This is a genomic window from Kushneria aurantia DSM 21353 (genome assembly GCF_000382245.1).
Classification (GTDB): domain Bacteria; phylum Pseudomonadota; class Gammaproteobacteria; order Pseudomonadales; family Halomonadaceae; genus Kushneria; species Kushneria aurantia.
Map to the genome: position 1 here is coordinate 60,213 of NZ_KB907872.1, position 18,350 is coordinate 78,562.

An 18,350-nucleotide genomic window follows, 5' to 3' on the forward strand; every position below is an offset into this window, starting at 1 on the left:
CGCCCATCCCCCATGCGGCGCCCGAAGGGCGTTTGCCGGAGACGACATTTAATGGCGCAGCAGCTCTCCCCGACTTCCCGGCTGGTGGATTCCCACTGTCACCTTGATCGCCTTGACCCCGCCAGCGGCGAGGTCGACGACATACTGGTCCGTGCTCGCGCAAGCGGTGTGGGCGCCTTTCTGGCCGTGGCCACCGATCTCGACGGCGTGCCCGGCCTGGTAGCGTTGGCGCGCCGCCACGACGACGTTTGCTTCGGCGTTGGTACGCACCCGCTGCATACTCCCGCAATCGAGCCGTCGCTTGATGATATTCGCAGCGCCATCGCGCGTTTCGAGCCGGTGGTGGTCGGTGAGATCGGTCTCGACTTCTGCCTCGACGCCGAGGGCCAGCCGCGTATCCCGCGCGACGTGCAGCTGGCGCGTTTCGACAACCACCTGCGCGCCGCCCGCGAGGCCGAACTGCCGGTCAGCGTCCACACCCGCGAGGCTAAAGAAGAAACGCTCGACATGATCGCCCGCCATCTCGATCCCGCAGTGGGCGGTGTATTGCACTGTTTCACCGAGGATCTCGACATGGCGCGGCGTGCCGTGGGCATGGGCCTGATGATCTCGCTGTCCGGCATCGTCACCTTCGCCAGTGCCGAAGGCGTGCGCGAGCTGGCGCGTCTGGTGCCGCTCGACCGTCTGCTGATCGAGACCGACTCCCCCTGGCTGGCGCCGGTGCCGTATCGCGGCAGGGCCAACGAGCCGGCACATGTCATCGAAGTGGCGCGCACCATCGCCGCCGAACGCGGCATCAGTCTCGATGAAGTAGCGATGCAGACCACCGCCAACTTTTATCGCCTTTTTTCCCGCGCGGTGCCGCAGGATCCGGCGCTACGCGAGCCGTTGGGCGCATGAGTGACACGCCGTTGCAGCGCTCGGTGCCCTTCGACGCCGACGAGGGGCAGTAAATGCAGCTCACCGATCAGCAGCGCGCCGTAGTGGAGCACGGCGACGGCCACGCCAGGGTGTTCGCCGTTGCCGGCGCCGGCAAGACCGCCACCATGGTGGCGCGGGTCGCTCGCCTGCTCGAACGCGGCGTCGAGCCGTCACGCATCCTGGTGCTGATGTTCAACCGTGCCGCACGGGAGGATTTCGCCGCGCGGCTGTCGACGTTGGCGCCCGACGGCGGTGCGCTGCCGCAGGTGCGCACCTTTCACTCGATCGGCCTGCGGCTGGGGCGCACCCTGACCCGCTGGGGCGCGCTACCGCCGCGTCAGTTGCTGGAGGGTGAGTGGCAGCGTGAGCGACTGGCGCGCCAGGTGCTGCAGCATCATCTGGCCGACGAGCCCGAGCAGCTCGCCATGGCGCTCGAGGAGGAGCGCATCGAAGCGCTTTTACAGTTCTGCGATCTGGTCAAGGCGGAGTGTGTGTCGCCGCAGCAGCTTTATGAGCGCGGCGATTTCGGTAGCGAGACGCGCCATTTCCCCGACGCCTTCATGGCGATCGAGCGCCAGATGCACGACCGTGGGGTGATGAGCTGGGCCGATCTGCTGTTTCGCCCGCTGCGCGCCCTGCATCGCGATGAACAGGCGCGTGAGCGCCTGCAGGGGCGGCTTGATCACATCATCGTCGACGAGTATCAGGACATCAACGAGGTGCAGCTGCGGCTGTTGGCCATGCTGGCGGGGCAGAGCGCCAGCGTGATGGCGGTGGGCGACGCTCGCCAGTGCATCTACGAGTGGCGCGGTGCGCGCCCCGACGCCATGAAGGCGCGCTTCGAGCGACTGTTCGGCGCGCCGGTCGACTATCCGCTCAGTTGGACCTTTCGCCACGGTCATGGGCTATCGCTGATGGCCAACCACGCCATTCGCGCCAACCCCGACGGCGGCGATCAACTGACCCTCTCGGCGCCGGATAACCCGCTGACCCGTATCGAGCGCGACAGCGGTGTCGAACGGCTGGTGGCACTGCTGCGGCAGTGGCAGCACGGCGGCCGGGCGCTGTCGGAGTGCGCCGTGCTGGTGCGCAGCTGGGCGCTCAGCGTGCCCATTCAGCTGCGCCTGCTGCGCGAGGACATTCCCTTTCAGCTGGGCCGCGAGGAGCGTTTTGTCTTTCGACTGCCGCTGGTGCGCGCGCTGGCCGGCTATCTTGAGCTGGCGCGGCGCCCCGGGCTGCTTGGCGACGCTGAACATCTGCTGCTGCTCTACACCCAACCGGGCACCTTTGTCAGCCGTGAGTTGCTGGCGCCGCTGACCGACGAGCTGGCGCGACGCGGCCGCTGGCCCGATCAGCACACCGCGCTGAGTGGCCTCAAGCCGTTTCAGAAACGCAATCTCAAAAAACGCTGGGCACTGCTGCGTGAGCTGACACAGATGGGCGACAGGCCACCGGCGGAGATTCTTGCCCACGTGGTCGAGACGCTCGATGCCGAGAAGCTGCTGCGCCGTGCCGCGGCCCGCCGTGAGAAGGGCGAGGAGGATGTGCGTCTGCTCGACGTACTGATCGAGCAGGCCGGTGAACTGGCCGATGACCCGGACGCTTTCATCGCCCTGCTGCGCGACCCGGTGATCGACCGCGGCCCCGGCGTACTGCTCTCCACCGTGCATGGCGCCAAGGGGCTGGAGTGGCCGCTGGTGGCGGTTTCCGGCCTCAACGAGGAAGATTTTCCCCTCTATTCGCGGGATAATCCGCTGACGTCCGCCAGTCTGGAGGAGGAGCGGCGCCTTTACTATGTTGCCATTACCCGCGCCCGCGAGCACCTGCTGCTGCTCTCCGATCGTGCCGGCCGCCGGCCCAGCCGTTTTGTCGAGGAGAGCGCCTGGCAGCAGTGCGATCGCCTCGGCCGTGCGCTCGATGAGCGAACGCAGGGGACGGTCGAGGTCGGCGAGCCGGCGCTGGTCAATCGCTATCTGCGCCAGATCGGCGCCGACCAGTGGCTGAACGCCTGCGCTGCCACCCGTGAGGCGATGGCGCTGAACGCCGGCGCCCACTGGCAGCCGGGTGAACACCTTCGCCATGCGGTATTCGGTGAAGGCACCATCGAGGGCGTCGAGGGCGAGCGCGAACGCTGCGTCCTCGACGTGCAGTTCAACGCAGCCGGTCGACGCCGGCTGATTGCATCCCGCGCACCGATCGAGCGCGTGGATTGAAGACAAGGAGTTGCCATGACCACAGCCCTTACCGATGTCACCAACCTGTTGATGTGGCAGCGCGGCGATACGCCGCTGGTGATCCTGGACTGTCGGGCAAGGCTTGCCGACCCCGACGCCGGCCGACGCTTTTATAACGAAGGCCATATTCCCGGTGCCTTCCACGCAAGCGTTGACCACCATCTGTCGGCGCCGCCGGCGGGCGCCAACGGCGGTCGCCATCCGCTACCCGCACCGCAGCAGTGGCAGCGCCAGTTGCAGCAGTGGGGCATTACCCCACAGACGCGGGTGGTGGTCTATGACGATCTCGGCGGCCAGCTGGCGGCAGCGCGCGCCTGGTGGATGCTCAAGTGGGCCGGTCACGACGATGTTTATGTGCTCAACGGCGGCATTCAGGTATGGCAGGCCGAGGGCGGCCCGCTGGAGAGTCGCGAGCCGCGTGTCCATGAGGTCAGCGACTGGCAGTGTGATTTTCAAGCGCAGATGATCGCCACCGCCGAGGAGGTTGCCGAGGGCGAGGCGCTGCTGCTCGATGCTCGCGGTGCGGCACGCTTTGCCGGCGAGGAGGAGCCGGTCGACAGCCGTGCCGGCCACATTCCCGGTGCGGCCAACCTGCCGGCGTCGTCACTGCTCGACGAACGCAACTGTGTTGCCGCCAGCGATGCGCTGGCGCAGCTGATTCCTGCCACCGGGCAGTCGAGCATCGCCTACTGCGGCTCAGGCGTCTCCGCCTGCATGATCATTCTTGCCCATGCGGCGCTGGGACGGCCGCTGCCGCGGCTCTATCCCGGTTCGTGGAGCGAATGGAGCAGCGATCCCGAGAGACCGCTGGCCACCGGCCACTGAGCTTCGGCCACGTCGGGCGGGCGTGTGGCGGCGCGTTCGAAGTCGCCACCTGCGCTGCTACATGTTCGGGTAGCCCGGTCCGCCGCCGCCCTCCGGCGGTACCCAGCGGATGTTCTGCGACGGGTCCTTGATATCGCATGTCTTGCAGTGAATGCAGTTCTGGAAGTTGATGCGAAACACCGGCCCGTCGCTGTGCTCCTCTATTTCGTAGACACTCACCGGGCAGTAGCGCTGCGCCGGCTCGGCGTAGCGGGGCAGGTTGACCTCGATCGGTACCCGTTCGTTCTCCAGGCGTAGATGGCAGGGCTGATTCTCCTCGTGATTCGTATTGGAGAGATAGACCGACGAGGGTTTGTCGAAGGAGAGCACGCCATCCGGATGCGGATAGTCGATCTTCGGCATGTCGCTGGCGGGGCGCAGCCGCTGATGGTCCGGTTGCGGGTCGCGCAGCCGCGGCAGACGCCCGCCCAGCTTCTGGTCCAGCCAGCTCCAGGCGCCACCGCCGAGCATCCCGAAACGGTGCATGGCAGGGCCGAAATTACGCTGGCGAGCCAGTTCGGCGTATGTCTCGCCGGCCCTGAAGCGCTCGTTGAAGGCGGTCAGCCGCTGGCCGCCCGCGTCGCCGGCGGTCAGCGCCTCGGCGACCGTTTCGGCGGCGTCCATGGCGGAGCCCATGGCGCTATGCAGCCCCTTGATACGGGAAAAATCGAGGGTGCCGGCGTCGCAGCCGATCAGCAGGCCGCCGGGAAAGACCATCTCCGGCAGGCTGTTGAGCCCGCCCTTGGTGATCGAGCGGGCGCCGAAAGCGAGACGCTCACCGCCGGCGAGATGCTGCGCGAGTGTCGGATGGTGCTTGAGGCGCTGAAACTCGTCGAAAGGCGACAGCCAGGGGTTGTCGTAGGCCAGGTCGACGATCAGGCCTACCATCACCTGGCGCTCGGCGCCGTGATAAAGAAAGCTGCCACCCTGGGTATTGCGACCCAGCGGCCAGCCGGCAGAGTGGATGACCAGCCCCGGCTGATGGTTCTCCTCGGGCACCTGCCACAGCTCCTTGAGGCCGATGGCGTAGTGCTGTGGGTCTCTGCCGGCGGCAAGGTCGAAGCGTTCGATCAGCTGCTTGCCGAGATGCCCCCGCGAGCCCTCGGCAAAGAGCGTGTAGCGGCCGTGGAGTTCGATGCCGGGCTCGAAGCCGGCCTTTTCGTTGCCGGCGCGGTCAAGGCCCATATCGCCGGTAATCACGCCGGTCACTTGGCCCTGCTCGCCAAACATCAGCTGCTGGGCGGGAAAGCCGGGGAAGATATCCACGCCCAGCGCTTCGGCCTGTTCGGCCAGCCAGCGGCACAGGTCGGCGGCGCTGATCAGATAGCTGCCCCGATTGAGCATCGAGGGCGGTACCAGCGCCTCGGGAAAGCGCAGCGCACGCCGGCTGTCGCGCAGATAGAGGATTTCATCCTGACTGGCGGCAACGTGCAGCGGCGCGCCGCGCTGATGCCAGTCGGGGAACAGTCGGTTCAGCGCCGAGGGATCGAAAGCGGCGCCGGAGAGGATATGGGCCCCGACCTCGGCACCTTTCTCCAGCACACAGACGCTGAGTTCACGCTGCTGTTCGGCGGCGTACTGCATCAGCCGACAGGCCGCCGACAGACCGGCCACGCCGGCACCCACGATCACCACGTCGAACGACATGGACTCTCTATCCATTGAAAAAGACTCCGTCCATCAAAAAAGCACTCCTGTAGCGACCCGGCAGTGGTTCCGGGTACGCGCAACCTCGGCATGTCATGCTGTCCGGCGGTGGGCGTGTTACACTGATGAGAATAGATCGCAACGGTGCCCGGCTGCGCGCCAATAACCCGCTATTATCGCACTGTCGCGCCTCGGGCCCAATCCCGCCGCCTTCAAGTCGGCGGCGTCGCAGGACACCATGAGGAAGCAATGAAAGTACTCGTCGCTATCAAGCGCGTTATCGACTACAACGTTCGCGTCCGGGTGCGCGAAGACCACAGCGATGTGGATCTCACCCACGCCAAAATGGCCATGAATCCCTTCTGCGAGATCGCCCTCGAGGAAGCCATCCGGCTGAAAGAGCAGGGCATCGCCAGTGAGGTCATAGTGGTATCGATCGGTGACAAGGCGGTGCAGGAGCAGCTGCGCACCGCCATGGCGCTGGGTGCCGACCGCGCCATTCATGTCAGCGCCGAAGGGCGCATCGACTCCTTTGCCGCGGCAAAGACGCTGGCTGCGGTGGTCGAGCGCGAAGCGCCGCGGCTGGTGCTGCTGGGCAAACAGTCGATCGACAGTGACAGCAGCCAGACCGGCCCCATGCTGGCGGCGCTGGTCGGCATGGCGCAGGCGACCTTTGCTTCCAGCATCAAGATAGACGGCGATACCCTCAGCGTTACCCGCGAGATCGATGCCGGTCTGGAAACGCTGGCGATGTCGCTGCCGGCGGTGGTCACCGCCGATCTGCGTCTCAACGAGCCGCGCTATGCGCGTCTGCCTGCCATCATGAAGGCCAAAAAGCGTCCCATCGAAGCGCTCGATGCCGCCGAACTGGGCGTCGACGTCACGCCTCGGCAGGAACTTGTGAAAGTCGAGTTGCCGGCCGAGCGTCAGGCCGGGGTGCGCGTTCATTCGGTGGATGAACTGATCGACAGGCTCAGAAATGAAGCGAAGGTGATTCCATGAGCGAAGCAAGGACACTGGTTGTCGCCGAACAGATCGATGGCCGGCTCTCCGCCGCCGTGGCACGTGTGGTGGCGGCGGCAGCCGGGATCGGCGCGCCGATCGACCTGCTGGTGGTTGGCAGTCAGGCCTCGCAGGCGGCGCAGCAGGCCGCCCGGCTGGAAGGCGTGGCCGCTGTGATCTGTGTCGAGGACAGCGCCTTTGATCATCTGCTGGCGGAAAACACCGCGGCGCTGATCCAGTCGCTGGCCGGGCCCTACAGCCATCTGCTGAGCGCTTCGACTACCGGCGGGCGCAGCCTGATGCCGCGTGTGGCGGCGCTGCTGGGCGTCGGTCAGGTCTCGGACATTATCGCCGTCGAGTCGCCGGACACCTTCGTGCGGCCCATTTACGCCGGCAGTGTGGTGGCCACTGTGCGCAGTCTCGACGACAGGAAAGTCGTTACCGTGCGTCCCACCGCCTTCGAGCCGGTCGGTGAGCAGGATGGGGTAGATGTGGCAAACGCAGCCAGCACCGGTGACCAGCGGCTGGCGCGCTTTGTCAGTGAGCAGCTGGCCGAGGGTGAGCGCCCCGAGCTGGGTGGCGCGCGGGTTATCGTCTCCGGCGGTCGCGGGCTGGGCAGTGCCGAGAACTTTCGATTGATCGAAGCCCTGGCCGATCGTCTGGACGCGGCGGTGGGGGCCTCGCGTGCAGCGGTCGATGCCGGCTACGTGCCCAACGACCTGCAGGTAGGGCAGACCGGCAGGATGGTGGCACCGGAGCTCTATATTGCTGCCGGTATCTCCGGTGCCGTTCAGCATCTGGCCGGCATGAAGGACTCGAAGGTGATCGTGGCCATCAACAGTGATGAAGAGGCGCCCATTTTTCAGGTTGCCGACTACGGTCTGGTGGCGGATCTTTTCGAGGCGCTGCCGGAGCTCGAGCGCAAGCTGTAGAAACAGCCGGGTTGCAGAATCACGAAGCGCGATACAGGGCTTGAACGCAAGTGAGGCCCTGTTCTGTGCTGCGGTGTCGAAGGATGACGTCTATGTCAAGCGTTCGGCAATCCATATCTTGATAAGCGCCTGACGGCTGATGCCAAGTCGACGAGCCTGTTGATCCAGTCCGGTGACGACCCAGGCAGGGAAGTCGACATTCACTCTTTTGCTCTCGATATTGGGCCGCCGGGCGTGTTCCCAATCGAGTGCCCCGGTCATATCCTCGCCGTCATCGAAGCGGCGTTCGAATTCAGTCGCTTTCATAGTGTTCGATCTCCTTTTGTCGGGCGCGACGTACCGAGATGAGGCGTATTCCCGAATCTCTGTAGGTGCAAACCGCGGCCCAGTGTCTAGCGTCGATCATGCCGAATTGCTGGATTTTTGTCTCCCGCTTCGAGCGGTTATATCAATGTCATTGATAACCATTCCTGTTTGTATTAACTTCGTGGCACCTCATCCGGGCGCCCGTTCGGGTGGCCTGCTGCTATTCGTGACCCTTGCCGGAGACTCATGTGAGGACCCACCGCTATTTACACCGCTTACAGGGCTTCGTTGCCTCTCTGTTATGTGCTTTGGCGTTACCCGCCCATGCCAGTGAGAACGCCAGCGACAGTCTGGTTGACGAGAGCATCGATGCTCAGCAGCAGCAGAGCGAGATTCAGCGCCGCATCGACAGCGCCGACGACGAGACGCAGGCGCTCATTGAGCAACTGCGCAGCGCACGCGACTCGGCACAGCGTCTCGAACGCTATAACCAGCAGCTTGCCACGACGCTCAATGAGCAGCAGGCGCGCATCGAGCGCCAGCAGCAGGCGCTCGATTCACTGGACGAGACCCGAGCGGCGCTGCCCGACCAACTGACGCAGATGGTGTCGCGGCTGCGGGCGCTGGTCGAGGCGGATATGCCGTTTCGCCGCGACGAGCGCCTTGCGCGACTCGACAGCCTCGAACAGACCGTAACCGACACCTCGATACCCGCCGCCGATCGTCTCGAGCAGCTGCTGTCGGTGTGGCGCACCGAGTTGAACTACGGCCGTGAAATGGACAGCTGGCGCGGCCGGCTGGTCGGCACTGACAGTGACCGCGAGGTGCAGTATCTACGCGTGGGGCGCGTGGGCTTTTACTACCTGAGCCCCAACGGTCAGCAGGGGGGCGTCTGGCAAAGCGCGGAAGGACAGTGGCAGCCACTTGACAGCAGCCAGCGCAGCGCGGTCGGGCAGGGGATTCGCATTGCCAACGAACAGCGCAGCCCCGAACTGCTGTCGCTGCCGCTGTCGGTGGAGATCCGTGACGGCCGCCAGCGGCAGCCGAGCGCGCCGCAGCAGGAGTCGTCGTCATGATCCGTGCCGCACTGCGTACAGCCCTTGTGACGGCCGCGCTGCTGCCATCGCTGCAGCCGGCGCTGGCAGCGTCGCAGAATAGCGCCAATAACCTCGACCGGGTGATTGCCGATTTCGAACAGGCCGCCGAGCAGGCTCGCCAGCGCGATATGGCACGGCTGGAGAGCCTGCTGGATGACCGCCGGCAGCTGGAGCAGGCGGTCGAACAGGCGCAGGCGCGCCAGCAGGCCGCCGAGCAGCGCCGTGAAACGCTGGAGCAGCGTCAGCAGTCGCAGCAGCAGGCGATCGACGACATCAATCAGCGTCGCAGCGGCGACGAGGGTGAGGATCTACAGCCGATGGTCGAGACGCTGCGTAACAGCGTCAACGCCATCGACAATGACCTGAGCGGCAGTTGGCTGATGATCGGCCGCAACGCCAGCGGCCTGCCGCAGCTGGAAGAGAATGCGATTCCCGCTAGTAGCGATCTGAGCCGCTTCAGCGATGCCATGTCGCGGCTGATCGCGCGCAGCGCCGATGCCGAGCGCAACGAGCTGCCGGTAGCCGGCAGCGATGGCGATATCGCACCGCGACCGGTGGTGCGACTGGGGGGCGTCAGCGCTTTCAGCGGTAACAGTCTGCTGCGCCTACCCCGTGCTGATGAGCCGCTGGCGGTCGCCGAAAACACGCCTTCGAGCGCCGCTTCCGAGCTGGCGGCACTGGCCAGTGGCGATGGCCACACCATGGTGTTCGATCCCACCGACGGTGAGGTGTTGAGAGCCCTGGCGCAGCAGCCGAGCCTTCGTGAGCGTATCGCTCAGGGCGGCGTGATCGGCTATATCACCCTCGCGCTGGGAGCGCTGGGGCTGCTGATGGCGCTGGCGCAGTTCATCTGGCTGCTGCTGGTCGGGGCGCGCACCCGCCATCAGCTGCGCGACCTTGACCATCTACGCGATGACAATCCGCTGGGTCGCGTACTCAAGCGCTTCAGCGGTGAGCGCTACCATGAACCGGAGGTGCTGGAGGCGCGCCTTGATGAAACCCTGCTGGCCGAGCAGCCGGCGCTCGAGCGTGGTCAGGCCGTGGTGCGAGTGATCGCCGCCATTGCGCCCCTGATGGGGCTTCTGGGTACCGTCAGCGGCATGATCGGCACGTTTCAGGCGATCACCATTTTCGGCAGCGGCGACCCGCAGATGATGGCCGGCGGCATCAGTCAGGCACTGGTGACCACCGTGCTGGGGCTGGTGGCGGCGATCCCGCTGCTGTTTGCCAATACCGCGCTGACCAGTCGCAGCCGGCGCCTGATGAATCTGCTCGAGCGCCACGCCAGTGCCCGGCTTGCCGACCGCCTCGATGCCCAGCATCACGAGTACGAAAAAGAGGCTCGGCGCCACGGTAGCCCGTCATGATCGAGATGGTGTCGCAGCCCATTACCCGGCTGGTGTATGCCGGCGGGCCGGTGCTGGTGGTGATCGCCGCCACTGCGGTACTGCTGTTCGCGCTGGCGCTGGAGCGGCTGATCTATTGGCGACTGCGCTATCGACGCCAGCGCCGTGCGCTTATTCGGCGCTGGCAGGCGCGTTCCGAGCATGTCAGCTGGAGTGCACGCACGCTGCGCGAATGCTGGTGTGGCGAGCTGATCGAAGCGCTGCGCGTGTCGCTGCCGTGGCTCAAGCTGCTGGTTGCGCTCTGCCCGCTGCTGGGGCTGGTGGGCACGGTGACCGGCATGATCCAGGTCTTCGACAGTCTCACCGTCACCGGTGTTGCTCAGGCACGCAGCCTCTCCGACGGTGTCGCTCGCGCCACGCTGCCGACGCTTGCCGGCATGGCGGTGGCGGTGGTCGGTATTCTGTTCACCAGCCGTTTTGAACAGGTTGTCAGGCGCGAGGATCAGCGCCTTCACGACCGCCTGACGCGCGCCACGGAGGCCGACAATGCGTAGACGCCGCAGCCAAATGCAGGAGGAGACGACCGGCGTCGATCTGACGCCGATGCTGGATGTGGTCTTCATCATGCTGATTTTTTTCATCGTCACTACCAGCTTTGTGCGTGAAAGTGGCGTCGAAATCGAGCGCCCCGAGGCGAGCCAGGCGAGCGAGCGCCCCGATACCCAAGTTCTGGTGGCGATCACGCCGGAAGGGGCGGTGTGGGTCGATGGCCAGGCGGTCGACAGTGATAGCGTCGGCGAGCGGGTGCGTGCGGCGCTGCCCGACGGCGAGGGCAGTGTGGTGATCCAGGCTGACCGCGCCTCGCAGACCGGCCTGTTGATTCAGACGCTGGATCGCATCCGCCAGGCGGGCGTCGATAACGTGGCGGTGGCGGCATCGCCGGGGGGCGAATGATGGGCAGGGCGCTGGCGCTGGTCGGCGCACTGGTGCTTGCCCTGCTGCTGTTCTGGGGACTGGCGCTGCTGGTGGCGCCGCCTGAGCGGCAGATCGAGCAGCAGGAGCGGATGACCATGGCGATGGTCGATGATGTCGCCGTCCCCGCCGAGGCGCAGCAGAACAGTCCGGCGATGAGCGCTGCAGCTCCACCACCGCCGCCGCCGGCAGCTCCGGCGCGACCGACCCCGGCGCCACAGCCTGCAGAGCGTGCACAGAGCGCGATACAGCTTGCGCAGCGCGAGGTGGCCGAGCCACAGGTGACCGAGACGGCGATGGACGATGCGCTTCCGGAGCTGGAGGTTGAACAGCCCGAACCCGAACCGCAACCCGAACCGCAACCCGAACCGCAACCGACGCCCCGGCCCGATCCGCAACCGAGTCCGTCGCCGCAGCCACAAACGACGCCGACCCCTTCGACCCAGGGCAATCAGCAGAGTCGCCAGCCGGGAGAGCGCAGCGGTGGTACGCCGCAGGGAGCGACCCGGTCACAGGGTGGTGGTATGGTCGACGCCCGCCCTACCAACCGTGTGCAGCCCAGCTACCCGATGCGCGCGCGGCGGCGTGGCCAGCAGGGTTTTGTCGAGATGGAGTTCACCATTCGCCGTGACGGCAGCGTGGCCGCCGACTCGATTCGTGTTATCGACGCCGAGCCGCAGGGCGTTTTTGAGCGCTCGGCGCGCGAGGCGGCGCAGCAGTGGCGCTTTCAACCCCGTGATGCGCCGGCGCGTACCCGTCAGCGCGTTGTTTTCCAATTGAGGTGAAGCGCATGGGATGGATAGCGTTGCGGACACCGTCAGCTACCGCAAGGCGGCTGCTCAAGGCCCTGGCCATCGGGTTGGCGTTGACGCTGGCGACTCCGGTGCTGGCGCAAGGGCCGGCGCTGTCGCAGAGCAGCGTCGACCGCCTGCGTACGCTCGAGCGCCAGCTTGAAAGCGGCGACTATGCCCGGGTGCTGGAGAGTGCCCGTTCGCGCGCGGCCGACGCCGGCAGCAGTGGCGCCGAACAGTGGTCGCGGGCGCTCTATCTGCAGCTGGCTGCCAGCGCGGCACGCCACCTGGGCAACCCCGGTGAAGCGGCGGATCTGTTGGGCCGGGCGCGCGGCGTCGCTGCCGCACCCTACGCCAACCGGCTGGAGTGGCTGACCCGCGAGGCGCGGCTGCGGCTACAGGCCGGAGAGCTCTCCCGCGCTGCCGAGTTGTTCGACCGCTGGCGTGGCCAGGCGCAGCTGCCGATCGAGGACCTGTGGTTGGGGGCACAGCTGCACGCCCGCCTGGAACAGTGGTCACAGGCACTCGACTGGGTCGAGGCGGCGCGCGGGCGTGACTCCTCGCCGAGTGATGATCACCTGTCGCTGGCGGCAACCGTCTATCAGCAAAGCGGTCAGCTGGACAGGGCCGGGCCCATCGCCGAGGCGCAGCTGACGGGGCATCGCGATGATCCCGAGCGCTGGCGCCAGACCGTGGCGCTCTACCAGCGGCTGGGGGCCAACGGGCGGGCCGCCGCGCTGTGGGAGGCGGGCTGGCAGCGCGGTGTGTTGAGCGGGCCGGAGGCGCTGCTGACGCGCGCCAGGCTGCATCTCGACGGCGGCACCCCGGCGCGCGCCGGTGAGATTCTGGCGCAGGCGCTGGAGACCGGGCAGATCGAAGACAGCCTCGACAATCGGCGTTTGCTGGCACGCGCCTGGGCAAAGGCGCGCGAACGCGAAAAGGCGCTCGACGCCTGGCGTCAGCTCGCCGAACGCAGCAACGCCCCCGGCGACTGGCAGCAACTGGGCGAGCTGGCCTACGGCTGGGGAGCCTGGGAGCGTGCCCGGCAGGGTCTGGCACGCGCTCGCCAACTGGGTAGTGACACCCCCGGTCAGTTGGCCCTGATGGAGGGCGTTGCGGCCTATGAGATGGGACAGATCAGCGACGCCCGACAGGCTTTCACAAGCGCCAGTAGCTACGACGACAGCGCCGTGCGGGCGCAGCAGTGGCTGGCGCTGCTGGCAACAGAGGCGAGCGGATCGCCATCCGCCTCGCCGGAAAGGGCGTCGTGACGCCAGCTTTCGCCACGCCGCAAGGGTAGCGCCCGTTTACCCCAGTGACAGCTGTGTCCACACCGGGGCGTGGTCGGAGGGTTTTTCCATGGCGCGCAGCGGGTAGTCGATACCGGCATCGCTGACATATCCGGCCAGCGCCCGGCTGGCGAGGATGTAGTCGATACGCAGTCCCCGTTTGGGGTCGCGCTCGAAGCCCTTTGAGCGGTAATCGAACCAGCTGAAATAGTCGTCGACAGCGGGGTGACAGTGTCTGTAGCTGTCTTCCAGCCCCCAGTTTTCCAGCCGCGCCAGCCACTCGCGCTCCTCGGGCTGGAAGCTGGTCTTGCCCTCGCGCAGCCAGCGCTTGCGCGCCGACTCGCCGATACCGATGTCAATATCACGCGGTGAGATGTTGAAGTCACCCATCACCGCGACCAGCTGATCGCTGCTGTAATCCTGCTCCAGGTGGCGTGAGAGTTGCTCGTAGAAGTCGCGTTTGTAGGGAAACTTGGTGGCGTGCGCGATGTTCTCGCCCTGTGGAAAGTAGCCATTGAACACGGTCAACTCGCCGGCCGGGGTCGCCAGCCTGACCGCGATCATGCGCCGCTGGGCGTCGTCGCTGTCGCCGGGCAGGCCGTAATGCACGGCAAGCGGCGCCTCGCGGGTCAGCAGTGCCACGCCGTAGTGTCCTTTCTGGCCGTAGTAGTGGACGTGGTAGCCAAGGCCGCTGATCGCCTCCAGCGGAAACTCGCTGTCCTGTACCTTGGTCTCCTGCAGGCCGATGACATCGGGGGCGTGGGCTTCAACCAGTGCCTCGAGTTGATGCTGGCGGGCGCGTATACCGTTGATGTTGAATGAAACCAGACGCATGTCTATCCCTATCGGGGGTCAGTGGTCGTTGTTATGGTGTTCGCCGTGCAGCGGTAGAACGGGGGCGTCATCGTGGCGCGACTGCTTGCGCGCCGCCTGCGCCTTGCGCTGGTTGCGCTTTTTGCTGACGTAGCGCGGCGATGACTGCACCTCATCCGGGTTGTCGTGGCGCCAGCGGCGGTAGTCCTTGCGCTTGCCGGTGCGCAGGGTCACCCTGTCGGCCAGCGAGCGGGTCTTTTTCCTGCGGGTCATGTCGGCTCCTGACGGGGCTTGCCCGATATCGATGAATGACGCCATGTTAACAATTTGCGGCGCTATTGGCCCGCCGTTGCCGACAGTCAGTGCCGAGGATGAGTGCCGCTGGCGAGGGCGGACCCCGGCAGTCGTAAATGATACAATCACTTCGACCGGGGCGATGTGGCTGCCCACCTTGCCACCGCCGATGCCGCGCAACGCGCGTTCCGGCCCCAGCCTCGGCGCTATCCACTTCAACCCGGAGCGATCGCATTTCATGAGTGAGTCGGAAAACTCGCAGCCGACCCAGCCGTCGGCAGATAACAGTGAGCACAACCGCCGACCCAAGCGGCGTCGGCGCAAGCCAGGGCGCAGCAATCGCACTCAGCAGGCTGCCCACCAGAAGGCGCTGCCGGAAGTAGCGCCGGTGGCGGGCAAGTGGCGATTTCAGGATTTTGAGCTGCCTCGCACGCTGATGCAGGCGATTGCCGAGCAGGAATTTCATTACTGCACGCCGATTCAGGCCGAATCCCTCAAACATGCGCTGCTGGGCGGCGATGTGGTCGGCAAGGCGCAGACCGGCACCGGCAAGACAGCCGCCTTTCTGATTTCGATTCTGGCCTACTTTCTGGAAGAGGAGGCGCCCGACGGTCAAAAGCCAGGTGCGCCGCGAGCGCTGATCATCGCGCCGACCCGTGAACTGGCCCTGCAGATCGAAAAGGATGCCAAAGCGCTGATGCGCTATACCCCGCTGAAGGTGGCGAGTGCGGTCGGTGGCATGGACTATCAGAAGCAGCGTTCGAAGCTCGAGAAGAAGATCGACATGCTGGTGGCCACGCCGGGCCGGCTGCTCGATTTTCATCAGAAGCGCGATGTCGATCTGAGCCAGGTCGAAGTGCTGGTGCTCGATGAAGCCGATCGCATGCTGTCGATGGGCTTTATTCCCGACGTCAAGCGGATCATCGGTGCTACGCCGAAAAGCGCCGAGCGCCAGACCTTCCTGTTCTCGGCGACTTTCACGCAGGACATTCTCAACCTTGCCGCCCAGTGGACCCACCAGCCGGCCCATGTCGAGATCGAGACCGACACCTCGACCGCGCCCAATATCGATCAGCGCGTCTACCTGGTGAGCGACGCCGAGAAGTTCACCATTCTGCGCCGGCTGATCGAGCGCGAACGGCTCGAGCGGGTGATGGTGTTCGCCAACCGTCGCGATCTGGTCAAGAGCCTCGACGAGCGGCTGCGCAGTGCCGGTATCAACGTGGCGATGCTGTCCGGCGATGTGCCGCAGCGCCTGCGCCTGAAAACCCTCGAGCAGTTCCGCGACGGCGAAGTCGCAGTGCTGGTGGCAACCGACGTGGCCGGCCGCGGCATTCATATCAGCGACGTCAGCCACGTCATCAACTACACCCTGCCGGAGGACCCGGAGGACTACGTCCACCGTATCGGGCGTACCGGACGCGCTGGCGCCCGGGGCACTTCGATCAGCTTCGTGGGCGAGGAGGACGCCTATGCGCTGCCCGAGATCGAAGGCTTCATCAAGGACAGCCTGCCCTGCCAGCAGCCACCGGCGCATCTGCTCGGCGACGACTGAGCGGTATGCAATTTCATCGGCCGCAGTGCGGCCTCGCAGGTGAACGGCCTTGCTCGACGAGACGCTGAAAAACGAGATCCAGAGCGCCTACCGCAGCGTGATCGAGGCACGCTCGCTCAAGCCGCGCTACGGTCAGCGTCTGATGATGGCCGAGATCGCCCGCACGCTGGGCGATATCGAGGCCGACGAGCAGGGGCGGCGGCAGAGTCGTGAGCATGTCTGCGTGCTGGAAGCCGGCACCGGTACCGGCAAGACGCTGGCCTATCTGCTCGCTGCGCTGCCCATTGCCCGCGCGCGCGGCAAGCGGCTGATCGTCTCTACCGCCACGGTGGCCTTGCAGGAGCAGGTGCTCAATCAGGATCTGCCGATGCTCAAACGCCACAGCGGCCTCGACTTCGACTATGCGCTGGCCAAGGGGCGCGGGCGCTACGTCTGTGTGGCGAAGCTCGATCAACTGATGGACGGCGCCGAGCAGAACCCCACGATGTCGATGTTCGAGCAGCATCTGGCCTCCAGCGGCGAGGAGATCGGCGAGCTGGCCCGTGAACTGGCCGAGGCCTACGGCAGCGGCCGCTGGCAGGGTGACCGCGATAGCTGGCCGCGGGCGATTCCCGACCGCCAGTGGCGGCAATTGACGGTCGATCACCGCCAGTGTACCAACCGTCGCTGCGGCCACTTCGGCGCCTGCGCCTTTTTCCGCGCCCGGCGCGGCATGGACGAGGCCGATGTCATCGTCGCCAACCACGATCTGGTGCTGGCCGATCTGTCGCTGGGCGGCGGCGTGGTACTGCCGGCGCCGAAGGAGAGCATCTATGTCTTCGACGAGGCGCATCACCTGCCCGACAAGGCGCTGGAGCACTTCTATCATCGCCAGGGCGTCAACGCCGCGATGCGCTGGCTGGGTCAGCTGAAGAAATCCCTCACTGAGCTCAACACCGCGCTGGGCGTACAGCCTACGGTGGCGCGGCTGCTGGGGCAGTTTCCCGAGCTGCTGGCGGCGATCGAGCCGCGCCTTGGCGAGGCCTTTCGCATGGCGCAGTCCTGCGTCGATCAGCGTCCCGAGGAGCACGACAGCCTCAACCACCGTTTTGCCGCGGGCCGGCCACCCGAGCCGCTGCGCGAGGTGGCGACGGCGCTGACCACGCCCTTCGCCGAGCTGTCACGTCACCTTGAAAGCATCAGCGATATCCTGCGCGAGAGCCTCGACCCGGACAAGGCGACCGGGCTGGCGCGTGAGCAGGCGGAGGCCTGGCTGCCGCTGGTGGCGCTGCTGCACGGTCGCGCGCTGGAGGCGCACGCGCTATGGCAGGCGTTTGCCGCCGAGGACCCCGCCGGCGAGGCACCCCAGGCGCGCTGGCTGACCTTCGAGCAGCGCGGCGGTGAAGCCGAAGTCATCTTCTCGGCCAGCCCGGTGAGCGCCGCCGCAACCCTGGCGCAAACGCTGTGGGGCAGCTGTTTCGGCGCCGTGCTGACCTCTGCAACGCTGACCGCGCTGGGCCGCTTCGATCGTCTGCAGGAGCGCGCCGGGCTGGCCAATCGCTATCGCTATCAGGTGCTGCCGAGCCCGTTCGACTACTCCCGCGCGGTGCTGTCGGTGCCGCGCGAGGCGGTCGACCCGGGCGATCGCGACAGTCACGAGCGGGCGATCGTCGATTTCATCGAGGGGCTGGATGAGCGCGAAGCGGCACTGGTGCTGTTCTCCTCGCGCAAGCAGTTGCGCGCGGTGGCGGCACGGCTGGATGACGACTGCGCCGAACGGGTGCTGTCACAGGAGGAGATGCCCCGCAGTGAACTGATCGAGCGCCACCGTCAGCGTATCGACGACGGCGAGGGCAGCATTATTCTGGGGCTGGCGAGCTTCGCCGAGGGTATCGATCTACCCGGTGACTATCTGACCCATGTGGTGATCACCCGGCTGCCGTTTTCGGTGCCGGACGACCCGGTGGGGGCGACGCTGGCGGAGTGGATCGAGTCCTGCGGCGGCAATCCTTTCATGCGCATTTCAGTGCCGGACGCCTCGATTCGGCTGGTGCAGGCCTGTGGTCGGCTGATTCGCAAGGAGGTCGACAGCGGCCGCATCACGCTGCTTGACCGCCGCGTGCTGACGCGCCGCTACGGACGCGCGCTGCTGGATGCGCTGCCGCCGTTTCGGCGTGAAATCGAGGGCGTCGAATCGCTGGCGTCGTGACCCCCGACATGCGTCGTACCGGTTGCCGCTACTGGCCGCGACAGTCGTAATAACGCCGGAGGGCCCGATCATCGGATCGGGCCCTCCGGCGTTGCCAGG

17 protein-coding genes and 1 pseudogene are annotated in these 18,350 nt (G+C 66.2%); 13 read left to right on the forward strand and 5 right to left on the reverse strand.

What is annotated here, in order from left to right; genetic code table 11:
• The first annotated feature begins 51 nt into the window (after positions 1-51).
• From H146_RS0109505 to H146_RS0109515, 3 genes are read left to right on the forward strand one after another with little or no spacing between them, the layout of a single operon-like run.
• On the forward strand, positions 52-900 hold the full coding sequence (locus H146_RS0109505) for a TatD family hydrolase (protein WP_019951647.1): 849 nt from the start codon (positions 52-54) through the stop codon (positions 898-900).
• A 53-nt stretch (positions 901-953) separates the two neighbouring features.
• Positions 954-3,134 carry an ATP-dependent helicase gene (locus tag H146_RS0109510; protein ID WP_019951648.1) on the forward strand — a complete coding sequence of 727 codons (2,181 nt, stop codon included), beginning with the start codon at positions 954-956 and terminating at the stop codon, positions 3,132-3,134.
• A gap of 15 nt (positions 3,135-3,149) precedes the next feature.
• Positions 3,150-3,980 (forward strand): sulfurtransferase, encoded by an 831-nt coding sequence (locus H146_RS0109515; RefSeq protein WP_019951649.1) that lies wholly within the window; start codon positions 3,150-3,152, stop codon positions 3,978-3,980.
• A gap of 57 nt (positions 3,981-4,037) precedes the next feature.
• Here H146_RS0109515 and H146_RS0109520 read toward each other — a convergent pair whose 3' ends face one another.
• Positions 4,038-5,681 carry an electron transfer flavoprotein-ubiquinone oxidoreductase gene (locus H146_RS0109520; RefSeq protein WP_026351878.1) on the reverse strand — a complete coding sequence of 548 codons (1,644 nt, stop codon included), beginning with the start codon at positions 5,679-5,681 and terminating at the stop codon, positions 4,038-4,040.
• Between the two features lie 234 nt (positions 5,682-5,915).
• Between H146_RS0109520 and H146_RS0109525 the strand changes: the two genes are divergently transcribed.
• Together H146_RS0109525 and H146_RS0109530 are read left to right on the forward strand one after the other, a co-directional pair.
• Positions 5,916-6,668: an electron transfer flavoprotein subunit beta/FixA family protein gene (locus H146_RS0109525; RefSeq protein ID WP_019951651.1), complete on the forward strand. Its 753-nt coding sequence runs from the start codon at positions 5,916-5,918 to the stop codon at positions 6,666-6,668.
• A complete protein-coding gene (locus tag H146_RS0109530; protein WP_019951652.1) occupies positions 6,665-7,600 on the forward strand; it encodes an electron transfer flavoprotein subunit alpha/FixB family protein in 936 nt (311 codons plus the stop codon). Before H146_RS0109525 ends, H146_RS0109530 begins: the two co-directional genes overlap by 4 nt.
• A 90-nt stretch (positions 7,601-7,690) precedes the next feature.
• Here H146_RS0109530 and brnA read toward each other — a convergent pair whose 3' ends face one another.
• Complete coding sequence (gene brnA / locus H146_RS0109535) at positions 7,691-7,906, reverse strand: type II toxin-antitoxin system BrnA family antitoxin (protein WP_019951653.1); 216 nt, start codon at positions 7,904-7,906, stop codon at positions 7,691-7,693.
• Positions 7,893-8,027 (reverse strand): annotated as a pseudogene (locus tag H146_RS22445) (BrnT family toxin); the annotation flags it as partial. The pseudogene H146_RS22445 and the gene brnA, both read right to left, overlap by 14 nt.
• A 187-nt stretch (positions 8,028-8,214) precedes the next feature.
• Between H146_RS22445 and H146_RS18995 the strand changes: the two are divergent.
• The 6 genes from H146_RS18995 to H146_RS0109565 are packed head-to-tail and all read left to right on the forward strand — an operon-like array spanning position 8,215 to position 13,383.
• Complete coding sequence (locus H146_RS18995) at positions 8,215-8,982, forward strand: DUF3450 domain-containing protein (RefSeq protein WP_019951654.1); 768 nt, start codon at positions 8,215-8,217, stop codon at positions 8,980-8,982.
• Complete coding sequence (locus H146_RS19000) at positions 8,979-10,370, forward strand: MotA/TolQ/ExbB proton channel family protein (RefSeq protein ID WP_019951655.1); 1,392 nt, start codon at positions 8,979-8,981, stop codon at positions 10,368-10,370. Before H146_RS18995 ends, H146_RS19000 begins: the two co-directional genes overlap by 4 nt.
• On the forward strand, positions 10,367-10,903 hold the full coding sequence (locus H146_RS0109550; protein ID WP_019951656.1) for a MotA/TolQ/ExbB proton channel family protein: 537 nt from the start codon (positions 10,367-10,369) through the stop codon (positions 10,901-10,903). The genes H146_RS19000 and H146_RS0109550 overlap by 4 nt, the downstream gene beginning before the upstream one ends.
• Positions 10,896-11,303: an ExbD/TolR family protein gene (locus tag H146_RS0109555; RefSeq protein ID WP_026351879.1), complete on the forward strand. Its 408-nt coding sequence runs from the start codon at positions 10,896-10,898 to the stop codon at positions 11,301-11,303. Before H146_RS0109550 ends, H146_RS0109555 begins: the two co-directional genes overlap by 8 nt.
• Positions 11,300-12,106 carry an energy transducer TonB gene (locus tag H146_RS0109560; RefSeq protein WP_026351880.1) on the forward strand — a complete coding sequence of 269 codons (807 nt, stop codon included), beginning with the start codon at positions 11,300-11,302 and terminating at the stop codon, positions 12,104-12,106. Before H146_RS0109555 ends, H146_RS0109560 begins: the two co-directional genes overlap by 4 nt.
• Positions 12,107-12,126: 20 nt before the next feature.
• Positions 12,127-13,383 (forward strand): hypothetical protein, encoded by a 1,257-nt coding sequence (locus tag H146_RS0109565; RefSeq protein WP_169433471.1) that lies wholly within the window; start codon positions 12,127-12,129, stop codon positions 13,381-13,383.
• 36 nt (positions 13,384-13,419) lie between these two features.
• Here H146_RS0109565 and xthA read toward each other — a convergent pair whose 3' ends face one another.
• Together xthA and H146_RS0109575 are read right to left on the reverse strand one after the other, a co-directional pair.
• Positions 13,420-14,235, reverse strand: a complete 816-nt coding sequence (gene xthA / locus H146_RS0109570; RefSeq protein ID WP_019951660.1) for an exodeoxyribonuclease III — start codon at positions 14,233-14,235, stop codon at positions 13,420-13,422.
• 18 nt (positions 14,236-14,253) lie between these two features.
• Positions 14,254-14,487, reverse strand: coding sequence for a hypothetical protein (locus H146_RS0109575; RefSeq protein WP_019951661.1), 234 nt, complete (start codon positions 14,485-14,487; stop codon positions 14,254-14,256).
• Positions 14,488-14,746: 259 nt separating this feature from the next.
• Between H146_RS0109575 and H146_RS0109580 the strand changes: the two genes are divergently transcribed.
• Both H146_RS0109580 and dinG read left to right on the forward strand, forming a co-directional pair.
• Positions 14,747-16,063 (forward strand): DEAD/DEAH box helicase, encoded by a 1,317-nt coding sequence (locus tag H146_RS0109580; RefSeq protein ID WP_026351882.1) that lies wholly within the window; start codon positions 14,747-14,749, stop codon positions 16,061-16,063.
• Between the two features lie 49 nt (positions 16,064-16,112).
• Positions 16,113-18,251 carry an ATP-dependent DNA helicase DinG gene (gene dinG / locus H146_RS0109585; RefSeq protein ID WP_019951663.1) on the forward strand — a complete coding sequence of 713 codons (2,139 nt, stop codon included), beginning with the start codon at positions 16,113-16,115 and terminating at the stop codon, positions 18,249-18,251.
• The last annotated feature ends 99 nt before the right edge of the window (positions 18,252-18,350 follow it).

What these genes read in the sequence shown, in the direction of transcription:
- H146_RS0109505 (WP_019951647.1), top strand. Translation starts at nt 52, where the DNA reads ATGGCGCAGCAGCTCTCCCCGACTTCCCGGCTGGTGGATTCCCACTGT.
- H146_RS0109510 (WP_019951648.1), top strand. Translation starts at nt 954, where the DNA reads ATGCAGCTCACCGATCAGCAGCGCGCCGTAGTGGAGCACGGCGACGGC.
- H146_RS0109515 (WP_019951649.1), top strand. Translation starts at nt 3,150, where the DNA reads ATGACCACAGCCCTTACCGATGTCACCAACCTGTTGATGTGGCAGCGC.
- H146_RS0109520 (WP_026351878.1), bottom strand. Translation starts at nt 5,681, where the DNA reads ATGGATAGAGAGTCCATGTCGTTCGACGTGGTGATCGTGGGTGCCGGC.
- H146_RS0109525 (WP_019951651.1), top strand. Translation starts at nt 5,916, where the DNA reads ATGAAAGTACTCGTCGCTATCAAGCGCGTTATCGACTACAACGTTCGC.
- H146_RS0109530 (WP_019951652.1), top strand. Translation starts at nt 6,665, where the DNA reads ATGAGCGAAGCAAGGACACTGGTTGTCGCCGAACAGATCGATGGCCGG.
- brnA (WP_019951653.1), bottom strand. Translation starts at nt 7,906, where the DNA reads ATGAAAGCGACTGAATTCGAACGCCGCTTCGATGACGGCGAGGATATG.
- H146_RS19000 (WP_019951655.1), top strand. Translation starts at nt 8,979, where the DNA reads ATGATCCGTGCCGCACTGCGTACAGCCCTTGTGACGGCCGCGCTGCTG.
- H146_RS0109550 (WP_019951656.1), top strand. Translation starts at nt 10,367, where the DNA reads ATGATCGAGATGGTGTCGCAGCCCATTACCCGGCTGGTGTATGCCGGC.
- H146_RS0109555 (WP_026351879.1), top strand. Translation starts at nt 10,896, where the DNA reads ATGCGTAGACGCCGCAGCCAAATGCAGGAGGAGACGACCGGCGTCGAT.
- H146_RS0109560 (WP_026351880.1), top strand. Translation starts at nt 11,300, where the DNA reads ATGATGGGCAGGGCGCTGGCGCTGGTCGGCGCACTGGTGCTTGCCCTG.
- xthA (WP_019951660.1), bottom strand. Translation starts at nt 14,235, where the DNA reads ATGCGTCTGGTTTCATTCAACATCAACGGTATACGCGCCCGCCAGCAT.
- H146_RS0109575 (WP_019951661.1), bottom strand. Translation starts at nt 14,487, where the DNA reads ATGACCCGCAGGAAAAAGACCCGCTCGCTGGCCGACAGGGTGACCCTG.
- H146_RS0109580 (WP_026351882.1), top strand. Translation starts at nt 14,747, where the DNA reads ATGAGTGAGTCGGAAAACTCGCAGCCGACCCAGCCGTCGGCAGATAAC.